Origin of the sequence: Vibrio hepatarius (assembly GCF_018860525.1) — a bacterium.
GTDB classification, from domain to species: Bacteria; Pseudomonadota; Gammaproteobacteria; order Enterobacterales; family Vibrionaceae; genus Vibrio; species Vibrio hepatarius_B.
Genome location: NZ_JAHKPM010000042.1, coordinates 1 through 11,993, shown reverse-complemented (window position 1 = coordinate 11,993; position 11,993 = coordinate 1). Strand labels below are relative to the sequence as shown.

9 protein-coding genes are annotated in these 11,993 nt (G+C 43.6%); 3 read left to right on the top strand and 6 right to left on the bottom strand.

All coding sequences use genetic code 11. From position 1 onward, the window contains the following. Positions 1 to 61: 61 nt before the first annotated feature. The 5 genes from KO511_RS11945 to KO511_RS11925 all read right to left on the bottom strand — a co-directional run bounded on the left by KO511_RS11945 (position 62) and on the right by KO511_RS11925 (position 5,063). Positions 62 to 910: a helix-turn-helix domain-containing protein gene (locus tag KO511_RS11945; RefSeq protein WP_215987653.1), complete on the bottom strand. Its 849-nt coding sequence runs from the start codon at positions 908 to 910 to the stop codon at positions 62 to 64. 119 nt (positions 911 to 1,029) lie between these two features. Next, positions 1,030 to 1,689, bottom strand: a complete 660-nt coding sequence (locus KO511_RS11940; RefSeq protein WP_215987652.1) for a LuxR C-terminal-related transcriptional regulator — start codon at positions 1,687 to 1,689, stop codon at positions 1,030 to 1,032. Positions 1,690 to 1,894: 205 nt separating this feature from the next. Further along, the gene (locus tag KO511_RS11935; protein WP_215987748.1) at positions 1,895 to 2,902 is read right to left on the bottom strand and encodes a trypsin-like serine protease; all 1,008 of its coding nucleotides are present in this window, start codon (positions 2,900 to 2,902) and stop codon (positions 1,895 to 1,897) included. A gap of 174 nt (positions 2,903 to 3,076) precedes the next feature. Further along, on the bottom strand, positions 3,077 to 4,195 hold the full coding sequence (gene gcvT, locus KO511_RS11930) for a glycine cleavage system aminomethyltransferase GcvT (RefSeq protein WP_215987651.1): 1,119 nt from the start codon (positions 4,193 to 4,195) through the stop codon (positions 3,077 to 3,079). 247 nt (positions 4,196 to 4,442) lie between these two features. Next, entirely contained in the window at positions 4,443 to 5,063 is a 621-nt protein-coding gene (locus KO511_RS11925; protein ID WP_215987650.1) for a helix-turn-helix domain-containing protein, read from the bottom strand. Between the two features lie 378 nt (positions 5,064 to 5,441). On the opposite strand from KO511_RS11925, the gene KO511_RS11920 reads away from it, so the two are divergent. The 3 genes from KO511_RS11920 (at position 5,442) to gcvP (ending at position 10,138) form a co-directional block, all read left to right on the top strand. Continuing rightward, entirely contained in the window at positions 5,442 to 6,737 is a 1,296-nt protein-coding gene (locus tag KO511_RS11920; protein WP_215987649.1) for a serine hydroxymethyltransferase, read from the top strand. A gap of 38 nt (positions 6,738 to 6,775) precedes the next feature. Beyond that, positions 6,776 to 7,156 (top strand): glycine cleavage system protein GcvH, encoded by a 381-nt coding sequence (gcvH, locus tag KO511_RS11915; protein ID WP_215987648.1) that lies wholly within the window; start codon positions 6,776 to 6,778, stop codon positions 7,154 to 7,156. A gap of 117 nt (positions 7,157 to 7,273) precedes the next feature. Then, positions 7,274 to 10,138, top strand: coding sequence for an aminomethyl-transferring glycine dehydrogenase (gcvP, locus tag KO511_RS11910; protein ID WP_215987647.1), 2,865 nt, complete (start codon positions 7,274 to 7,276; stop codon positions 10,136 to 10,138). Positions 10,139 to 10,358: 220 nt separating this feature from the next. On the opposite strand, the gene KO511_RS22445 is transcribed toward gcvP, so the two are convergent. Further along, on the bottom strand, positions 10,359 to 11,993 hold a 1,635-nt coding region (locus KO511_RS22445), incomplete at its 5' end, for an alpha/beta fold hydrolase (RefSeq protein ID WP_215987646.1).

Sequence of the window (11,993 nt, the reverse complement as noted above, 5' to 3'; positions counted from 1 at the left end):
TAAGTTTACATTCGGGTATTATCAGTACCTTAAGAGCCACTATAAATGGATTTAATGCCTATTATCTTGCACTATCTGAACATTGAAGACGAAAATGAGTTGGTGTTTCACCTGTTTGTGAACGATAGAATCGACTGAAATATGCTGGGTCATCAAAGCCCAAATTTAAAGCAATTTTCTTGATGCTCTTCTCTGAAAAAGTCATTTCTCTATTGGCTTCCAATACAAGACGATCATGTATGAGTTGAGTGACTGATTTTCCCTTATCCCGCTTAACAATTTCATTAAGCCTTTTGGTGGTCAAAGACAACTTATCCGCGTAAAATCCACTCTTTTTTTCTTGTCGATAGTACCTATCAATCAACTCAACCAGTGCAGTAACTCGTCCATCGTAAAGTATTGAACTACCATCAGATTTTTTAGAATGTCGAATCAAATAACGCATAAAACTGCTGACTAATGATTCCACCAAATCCCAGTCACAATCAATCCGTTTACACTCTTCACTGAGCAGCGAAAAAATCGATTCTAAGTAAATTATACCTTCATCACAGCAGTCAATGTATGGGACTCTATCAAATGAGGCGAAAATACTGTTAATTAGTTGAATATTGCGAGGATGGGTATCAATAAAGCCTGTCGCAAAAACCAAAAAACGGACATTATTTCCCATACATTGAGAAGAATGCACTTGACCAGGCGTAATAGTGAAAAATCGATTTGATCGGTTTTGATATTCAACAAAGTCTATACATTGACTGCCGACATCATTGAGGCACCAGACAATCTCCCAATATTCATGACGGTGTGGTGAATAAAATGGGTCTTGTGTATCATCAAACTCGTCTGCACAGCATGGCTGACCAGAGACTAATTGGACACTTAATATTGATTTGTCAGTTAAATGCATAATAACGGTTAGAACAGCTTATTCAGATCCAATGGTGTGTTTAAACTTCATATAAATTTACCCTAATCTTTACTCAAAGCTTTGTGCAGGTATATCAGTAAGAATTATTCATACTGAATTTAAGACCTGTCTTCTAAAGCAATATTGTTGTTTGCCCAAAGCAGCGCTTGCAATCGATTCTTAGCATTAATCTTCTTAAAAATGTTATGTAGATGTGTCTTAACCGTATTTTCCGTCACAACAAGATCATCGGCAATTGTTGCATTGGATGCACCATGCCCTAATAAACGCATAATTTGTTTTTCACGTTTAGTCAGGTTTGCATAAACTTGAGAAGTCGTTGCTGCATTAGCGGATCTAAAATACTCAATATGCTCTTGAGCTATTTGTCGTGACAACCACATTTCACCTTGAAAAATCTTTTCCATACCCTTGAATAATATCGATATATTATCATCGAGATAGAAAACCCCAACCAAATTTCTCCATTTTAAAAGCTCTGCTGAAGATATATTTCTTGGACAGTTTATAATAATTTCTCTGGCATTATTAGCACTCATCATTCGTGCTTGATTGTACTGCTCAAATTTGGTTTCATTCAAATAATGGTAGTCAACCAAGACATAGTCACCAAGGCTGACATCACCTGCTGCATACATCTCAACCGCATTCATGCCAATGGGCTGGTTAATACCTTTTTGTAAAGACTCATTAAATACTCTAGATTGCATGGAAGCATCTGAAAGAAAGGTTACTTCATAGCTTAGCCTACTCGCCATGTGCATATTCTCCGGCTCATTCTTATTGATCGAAGAGACAATATTGATTCAGAAAATATTGTCAAGCTGCCAGAATAGAAAAAGTACTTTAACCCAATTAAATACCTCAGTAAGTAACACATTTATCATGAAATTATCAATTATGAGACAATTTAAAATCCCAAAGTTAATAATAAAGTTGAGTTACACCCAAAAATTAATGGCTTTATAAACTGCTAGTTGGTGAAAAAATCGATTTTTTAATTGGCTTGAACCGCTCTTTAAACAACCTAAATAGGAGGAATACAGCTAAAATAATCGGGTTAATACTTCCACCTGATTCTGAATTCGCGGTAATAATATTACTGACAAGGGTACGCTCCCCATTGATCGTAGTGACGTAATACTTAGGGGCTTCCTGACCATTTATTACTTGATTAATCCAGCCAATGTAGTCATAAACATCTGTGAAGACAGAGGTAACGGTCGAAGATGCGTCACCACACGACCCAGGACCAAAGCTAGTAATACCAATCTGAATGTATTGGCTACCACTTTCTAAATAGACCGGGCCTCCAGAATCGCCACTACAAGTCGCATTTTTATATCCACCTGACTGAGCCCCTCCAAAACATATTTGTTTATCAGTCACTAAACCATATTTAGACCGACAATCATTCAAGGACACATAATCGAGGTTGGTTTGTTGTAATATGGTCCCACCCGACACGTTACCCGCAATTTGGCCATGTCCTATCGCGATATAAGTTTCTGAAGCAGAAAAACTGTTATTAATCGTCGTATTGAGTAGATAGGTATAATCAGGAACAGAAGACAGAAGCGATTCAAGCTTGATCACAGCGATATCATTAGGCCAAAGTGCTGCTCCTGAGTCTATGTAGTCACTAGGGAAATAAAACTCCAACGCTCTGGCTTTTTCAGCACTGGCATAAGTTGATTCATCTAAAAGCTGAGGAATGATATAAGTGTTGAGCATATTACTAAAGTTTTCATAGATGCAGTGGGCAGCAGTGAGTGCGTATTGGCTATTGAGCATAGTTGCCCCACAATAGTTACTGTAAGAGGCTCCACTAATAACAAACATGCTAGCAAAAGAAGGGTATGTAGTAGCACTGCTAACGTTAGTGCCATTAACAATGTAGGCGGATACATCGTTTGCCATTGCACGAGAGAACACAAATATCAAGCCGAGAAACCCAAGTAAAGCTTTCATCATTCCGTCTCCCTTTTCTATCTGTCAAAGTTAAGTCTAGTTGACAAAAAGAGAAGGCGTTAGATTCTAAATCATTAATTTAATTAAAAATTAAAAAGTCAACATCCCAAAAATAGAAATAAAAAACCTCTCAAATGAGAGGTTTAAAAGAAATTGCTATTTAAAAATACCTACTTATCCACGGTAATAGCGCTGTGGTACAAACGGCATCTTTTCAATTATCATTGGTAGCTTCTTACCACGAACATCAGCAAATAATTCCGTCCCGATGGCCGCTAAGTCAGCGCGAACGTATGCCATGGATACAGGTTTACCCGCATTTGGACCTGCGGTACCACTGGTTACAATACCTACTTTATTGTCGTCGGCGTCAAATAACTCCGCACCTTCACGAACGGGGGCTTTAGTTTGACCAACCAAACCAACACGCTTGCGTGAGACATCTTTGGTTTCAATCTGCTTGAGGATAATGTCCGCACCAGGAAATCCACCTGCGCGTTCTCCATCTGTACGGCGCACTTTTTGGATTCCCCATAAAAGGCTAGCTTCAACAGGTGTTGTTGTTGTATCTAGATCATGCCCATAGAGACATAGCCCACATTCCAGACGTAATGAATCACGTGCGCCAAGTCCAATCCATTCCACTTCCTCTTCTACAGTTAGCTTAGCAGCCAACTCTTGAGCATGAGTATTTGGTACTGAGATCTCGTAACCATCTTCGCCAGTGTAACCACTGCGACTAACAATACATTCAATGCCGAGAATATCGAGTTTTTTGACGTCCATAAATAGCATTTCAGCAACCGCAGGGTTAAAACGCGTAAGCACATCCACCGCTTTAGGTCCTTGAAGTGCAAGTAGCGCGCGATCGTCAATGATTTCAAGTTCAACGTCGGCGGGTAAATTAGCTTCTAAATGCGCGATATCTTGTTCTTTACATGCCGCATTGACCACGACAAACAAATGATCAACTAGGTTTGCCACCATAAGATCATCCATAATTCCGCCCTGCTCATTAGTAAAGAAGGCATAGCGCTGATTGCCTTGCGGCAAGTCGATAATATCAACAGGAACTAAAGACTCAAGAAATGCAGCAGCGCCTTCACCATGTAATCGAAGCTGCCCCATATGGGATACATCAAAAAGCCCAGCAGCATCACGAGTATGCAGGTGCTCTTTCTTTACACCCAGTTTATATTGCACTGGCATATCATAGCCTGCAAAAGGAACCATTTTCGCACCCGCTTCTACGTGCTGGGAGTGAAGTGGTGTTTTAAGTAGATCTTGAGTCATTGTTGTCTCCATTTAATCAGGTCCGCTTTCCATTCAAGGAAACCTTGTTTCCAATAATAAACACGAGTGAGACCTTTTTGCACTCTTAACAAGAGTGCAAGCATTCAAAATGTGACATTTAACATCATCTTCACATTTTCCGATAACAAAAGAAAACACCATCTCAATCGAGAGGATGTCATTGTATCAACTAAAACTCGAAATGCAATCGTTTGCCTTTACTATAGGAAATCTGACAAAGCTGTCACTATTTAGCTGTTACCCACAAAATATTGGCATCTTTTTCACTGGTAGAAATCAGCATATGGCCCATAGTTGCATCATAATAAACACTGTCACCTTCACCTAATTCAACGGGTTCGTAGAATTCAGAATAGAAGAGAACGGTGCCAGAAAGAATGAGCAAAAATTCCTCTCCGTCATGGCGAACCCAGTCACCGTATTCTTCAAAGTTTCGCGCATGAATACGACTCTTAAAAGGCATCATTTTTTTGTTCGATAGTTGGGTCGCCAGTAACTCATGTTCATAGGTAGGTGTTGGGTGTGATTTACCCTGCCTAGTCTTCGTAATATCACGACGTGCCGTTGCCACCTTTTTTCTTGGCGGTTCAAATAGTTGTGGCATGTCAATTTGCAAGCCTAAAGCCAGTTTTTGCATCGCTTGAAACGTGGGAGAAATCTGTTCATTTTCAATTTTACTCAAGGTAGAACGAGCCAAACCTGTACGCTGACTTGCTTCCTCAAGAGTGATCCCCAGTTTACTTCGAATGTCCTTAATTTTCTCGCCTAATTTTAAAGGCTCAATATTTTGCTCGCCTTCTTTTGCAAGAGTTAAAGATGGGTACTCGTCATAGGTGTCTTCAGGCATGTATCCCTCTTCATTGAATGTCCATTTCCTGTTGGTTTTTATTGTGCACTAAGCTTATAGGATAAAAAAGATAACTAGGACAAATAAACCGTGCTCTTGGTAACATTTTAAGAAACCATGTTTCCAATAGGAAATTTTTAGTTGATTATAGCTTCAACAAAAGCTATGTTACCAACTTGTTAGTTGTAGAGATGCGATTTCCGAACTGACTGATAATGTGATTTAACAGTGAGATTCGGTTTTTCCCCGCGATAGTTCATCATTTGGGGTATGGAATTCACCTTGTCTTCATTATAGAGGGCAGTAAACAGAAAGAGGACTAACGAGAGCGATAATCCTATTAATAATCTCGTTAGCACGAATGGAAGGTCATCTACCATGAACAACACTTACCCAAATCACAGCCTAGAGAATTTTTTCTCAACCAACCTTGCTGCTACAGATGATGCGGTTTTTGCTGGTATCCAAGCAGAAAATACTCGTCAAAATGAACAGATTGAGCTGATTGCTTCTGAGAACATTGTATCGAAAGCCGTAATGCAAGCTCAGGGCACATGCTTAACCAACAAATACGCAGAAGGTTATCCCGGCCGTCGTTACTACGGTGGTTGTGAACATGTTGATACCGTAGAAGCCATCGCGATTGAACGTGCGAAACAGCTCTTTAAATGTGAATACGCCAACGTTCAACCTCACTCTGGCGCTCAAGCAAATGGCGCAGTGAAACTCGCATTACTTCAGCCTGGTGATACCATTCTTGGCATGTCGCTGGACGCAGGTGGTCACCTAACGCACGGCGCTCGCCCTGCACTTTCTGGCAAATGGTTCAATGCCATTCAGTATGGCGTTGACCGTGAAACACTTGAAATCAATTACGAAGATGTTCGTGAATTAGCACTTGAGCACAAGCCTAAAATGATCATCGCAGGTGGCAGCGCGATTCCACGTACTATCGACTTTGCTAAATTTCGCGACATTGCCGATGAAGTCAACGCCATCTTAATGGTTGATATGGCTCACATCGCTGGCCTTATAGCAACAGGGGCTCACCCCAGCCCACTGCCGCATGCACACGTAGTAACAACAACAACACACAAAACTCTACGTGGTCCACGTGGCGGTATGATCTTAACCAACCATGACGACATCATTAAGAAAATAAATTCTGCAGTCTTTCCAGGCCTTCAGGGTGGACCATTAATGCACGTTATTGCGGCCAAAGCGGTCGCATTTGGCGAAGCTCTTGGCCCTGAGTTTTCCTCTTATATCGATTCAGTCATCGATAATGCAAAAGTACTGGCTGAAGTATTGCAAACTCGTGGATGCGATATTGTCACTGGTGGTACTGACACACATTTAATGCTGGTTGATCTTCGTCCGAAAGGATTGAAAGGCAACAAGGCAGAAGAAGCGCTAGAACGTGCAGGGATCACATGTAACAAAAATGGAATCCCATTCGATTCCGAGAAGCCTATGATTACATCGGGTATACGTTTAGGTACACCTGCGGGAACAAGCCGCGGCTTTGGCGCTGAAGAATTCAAACTCATTGGTAATTGGATTGGCGATGTACTGGATGGGCTAATAGAAAACCCAGAAGGTGATGCACAAGTGGAACAACGCGTTCGCAAAGAAGTAAAAACACTGTGCAACCGCTTCCCTCTTTACAAGTAAACAAATTTAAACAAAGTTATTTTTTTGGAGACTAAGCAATGGACAAAACACTGAAGTTTGCAGACAGCCACGAATGGGTACGTGACAACGGTGACGGCACAGCAACTATCGGTATTTCAAAGCATGCACAGGAAATGCTGGGTGACGTAGTTTTCGTTGACCTTCCTGAAGTAGAAGCTGAAATTGATGCTGGTGATAGTTTCTCTCTGGTTGAATCTGTAAAAGCAGCCTCAGACATCTACGCTCCCATTACTGGTGAAGTAATCGAGATAAATGAAGACCTCGAAGATAGCCCAGAGCTTATCAACGAAGAGCCTTATGAAGGCGGTTGGATTGTTAAAGTCAAAATGGCAGATGCTGCTGAACTTGACAATCTCAAAGACGCAGAAGAATACCTAAACTCAATCGAAGACGAGTAATAGGCAAATAGGTAAAGCTGTCCCATAACGGGGCAGCTTTTTTCCAAAACTCGGACGTATAATCATTTATATCAGTAGCGGTATCCAATACCCGAATGATGGAGTAGGTAAAGGACAATGACTGAATTACTTCAAAGCCTTAGCACCCAAAATGAGTTCGTTGCTCGCCACAACGGCCCTAATAAAAAAGACCAACAAAAGATGTTGGATGCTATCAAAGCCACTAGCCTTGATACACTGATCGATGAAACCGTACCAGCGCAAATCCGCGTTGAGAAACCGATGGTTCTTGCAGAGGCCATGAGCGAAACAGACATGCTCTCAGCTATGCGTGAGTTCGCCAATCAAAACCAAGTTAAGCGTACTTTTATCGGCCAAGGTTACTACAACACTTTCACACCCAATGTGATCCTACGTAACGTACTGGAAAACCCTGGCTGGTATACAGCGTACACGCCTTACCAACCAGAGATCTCACAAGGCCGCCTTGAAGCGCTGCTGAACTTTCAGCAAATGGTTATGGACCTAACGGCAATGGACATAGCTAATGCGTCTTTGCTTGATGAGGCAACCGCAGCGGCTGAAGCCATGACCTTTTGTAAACGCGCAGGTAAGAGCAAAAGCAACGTATTCTTTGTCGCTGATGATGTACACCCGCAAACACTCGAAGTCATCAAAACCCGTGCTAAATACATTGGTTTTGACGTGCTGGTTGGCTCACTTGACTCTCTTGCTGAGCAAGATATTTTCGGCGCATTGGTTCAATACCCAAACACCACAGGTGAAGTGCGAGATATCACTGAAACCATCGCTAAAGCGCAAGCGAACAAAATATTAGTTGCAGTAGCGACTGACCTACTTGCTTCTACACTGCTTAAACCAGCAGGTGAAATGGGCGCCGATGTTGTCATTGGTTCAACCCAACGTTTCGGCGTTCCTATGGGCTACGGTGGTCCTCATGCTGCATTTATGGCAACGCGTGAAAAGCACAAACGTACTATTCCAGGTCGTGTTATCGGTGTGTCTATCGACAGCACAGGTAAACAAGCGCTGCGTATGGCAATGCAAACGCGTGAGCAGCACATCCGCCGTGAAAAAGCGACATCGAACATCTGTACCGCGCAAGCACTGCTGGCTAACATGGCCTCTTTCTACGCGGTATACCACGGCGCAGAAGGCCTGCGCACTATTGCACGCCGCACCCATCACATGACGGCTATCTTGGCGGCAGGGCTGACTAAATCTGGTTTTGAGCTTGCTCATAATTGCTTCTTTGACACCATAACTATCAATACCTCTGCCAATACAGACAAGCTGTACGCCAAAGCGCAAGCAGCAGACATCAACCTGCGTCTACTGAAAGGTCAGCTCGGTGTGAGCTTGGATGAAACCACTACAACGGCAGATATTCAAGCCTTGTTCGCGGTATTTGGCGTGAAAGAAGATGTGAATGCCCTATCTACTGAGATTGCATCCAACGAATTTGCTGCCATCCCTGAAGCGCTGCGCCGTACATCTGAATATTTGATTCATCCAGTATTCAATACGCATCACAGCGAAACGCAAATGATGCGCTACCTGAAGCAGTTAGAGAACAAAGATTTTTCTCTTACTCACGGTATGATCCCGCTCGGCAGCTGCACTATGAAGCTCAACGCTGCGGCTGAGATGATCCCTGTCACTTGGCCAGAGTTTGGTTCTATTCACCCATTCGCGCCATTAGATCAAGCAGCTGGCTACACTGCACTTGCTAACGATCTTAAAGAAAAACTGTGTGAGATTACAGGCTATGACGCCTTCTCATTACAGCCAAACTCAGGCGCATCAGGTGAATATGCCGGCCTTATCGCCATTCAGCGCTACCATGATAGTCGTGGCGAAGGACACCGTAACGTCTGCTTGATCCCAAGCTCTGCACACGGCACCAACCCAGCGACAGCCTCTATGGTGTCAATGAAGGTTGTAGTCGTTAAGTGTGATGACGAGGGTAATATCGATGTGAGCGATCTTGCGGCTAAGATTGAAAAGCACAAAGACAACCTCGCAAGCATTATGATCACTTACCCTTCAACGCATGGCGTCTACGAAGAGCAAGTGAAAGAAGTGTGTGAAATGGTCCATGCTGCTGGTGGCCAAGTATACCTTGATGGCGCCAACATGAATGCGCAAGTCGGTCTTACTTCTCCGGGTTTCATCGGCTCTGACGTTTCTCACCTTAACTTGCACAAGACGTTCTGTATCCCGCACGGTGGCGGTGGCCCAGGAATGGGGCCAATTGGTGTCAAATCGCACCTAGCGCCTTTCCTACCAGGTCACATTGAAAACGGTGTAGAAGGTGAAGACTTAGCAGTAGCAGCAGCCGATCTTGGTAGTGCCTCTATCTTGCCTATCTCTTGGGCTTATATTGCTATGATGGGCGAAGCTGGTCTAACCGATGCAACCAAAGTCGCTATCTTAAATGCGAACTACATGATGGAGCGTCTACGTCCTCATTACCCGGTACTTTACCGTGGTACTAATGGCCGTGTGGCTCACGAATGTATTATCGACATTCGTCCATTAAAAGAAGAGACAGGTATCAGCGAAGAAGACATTGCCAAGCGTCTAATGGACTACGGTTTCCATGCGCCAACTATGTCTTTCCCTGTGGCTGGCACACTGATGGTTGAGCCAACTGAATCGGAAGACTTAGAAGAGATCGATCGTTTCTGCGAAGCGATGATCGCCATCCGTGAAGAAATGACCAAGGTGAAAAATGGCGAATGGCCACTAGAGAACAACCCGCTAGTAAACGCACCTCACACCCAAGCAGACTTGTCTGCTGCCGAGTGGGACCGCCCATACTCGCGTGAACTAGGCTGCTTCCCAACACCGGCAACTAAGCAGTGGAAATACTGGCCAACGGTTAACCGTGTCGACAACGTCTACGGCGACCGTAACCTAATCTGCTCTTGCCCAAGTATTGATAACTACGAAGAGTAAGTTTCTTTACTGATCACAGATAACTAAGTTGGAAACTAACTTGAATAACAAAAGGCGAACCATTGGGTTCGCCTTTTCTGTATGGGTAGATTTATCATACGCCAACGATTGAAATAAGTGCCTAACTATTGAAATGGAACTCAATAAGTTTAGGTCAACTCAATAGCCAACTTAACAAGCTGGCTATTGAATATTGATATTTTTAGTTTTATGTAAATTATTACTCCATGACTACTCCACAGGTATTGGCGTGAATTAAGTCACGCACAGAGCTAGCGATACTATGTACATGCTGCGGCCTAAGCATAGAGACATGTGTGCCTTCCACTGGATAACAGGAGAAGCCCTTTTGGCTGAGTTTTCCGTGTAATTCATGAACCTTAAGAAGGCTTTCTTGAGAGAAAGACTCCTTGCTATACAGCAACGTTAATGGCCCATCGATTAACTGGCTCGCTCGATAATCAAAACCAGTTTGTTCCTGAAAGTTGTAAATCTCCAATATGGCTTCTACTTGCCGAGCCCCCCTTTCTTGTGAAATCAAACCGGCGTTTGTCATCAATTGAATCAATTCCGCTTTCGCTTGTTCCTTACTCAATGAGCCAAAAGGAGAAACAGTCACATCCAGAAACTCTTGCATAACACTGAGCACTTTTTCTTCTGTACTTAACGTATCTTCAGGCATGTCCTCCGTCATAACGCCACAGAGTTCAGCATCGAGTAGGATACAGTTTACCTCTTTGTTTCGTGCTTCCAATCTAACCGCTATTTCAAATGCGACTCTGGCACCATAAGAATGACCCAATAGCCAGTATGGTCCTTTAGGTTGATAACGCTGTATCTCCTCCGTATATTCGTCCAACATTTCAACCCAGTTTTTATGTGGTGCCTGATCACCAGCTATACCTTTGGGCTCCAGCACAACGACTTTCGCATAGGGCTCCAGTGCTTTAGCGAGTGCTTGATAAGCGGCACTTGAACCACCTGCGCCCGGCACTGCATAGACAATAGGTAAACTCTTCATGTCCTTATCGTTTGAGTGCATTTCCACAAGCGGTTGCCATACATTTTCTTTTGACTGATTGTTATCAATTTGCTCGGCGAGTTGATGCAAATAACTATTGGAAAAAATGGTTTTAATCAATAGGTGTGTTGAAAACGTATCATTAATCGCCGCAACCAGCTTCATGGCCAATAATGAATGCCCACCCAGCTCAAAGAAATGCGCATCACGGCTAACGGGCGAGTTTAGATGTAGCAGTGTTTGCCAAAGTTCAGCTAAACGCGCTTCGGTGAGGCTTTGCGGTGCTTCATAAGCCCCTGTCACCTGAGCTAAATCCGGCTCAGGCAGGGCCTTACGATCGACTTTACCGTTGGGTGTTAATGGCAAGTGCTCTAACACCACAAAAGCCGATGGCACCATGTAATCGGGCAATACGGCTGTTAACCTTTGCCTGAGTGAATCAATCAGCGCGTCTTCTGTTGCGCCCACATCCTCAGACGTCTCAGCCGCTGTGACATAGGCCACTAAGCGCTTGTCACCACAGCGATCTTCACGGGCTAACACCACGGCTTCTTTAACACTCGGCTCACGCAAAAGCTGAGACTCGATTTCCCCCAACTCAATCCTAAATCCACGGATCTTGACCTGATGATCCAAACGCCCTAAAAAAGCGAGATTGCCATCGGGCAGCCAACGCACCAAATCTCCGGTGCGATATAAACGCGCTTCTGGTTCATCGCTAAAGGGGTGAGCAATAAACGTTTCAGCGGTGAGCTCTGGGCGATTGAGGTAGCCGCGAGCTAATCCCGCACCACCGATATACAGCTCGCCTGGTACACCGATGGGCAGAAGCTG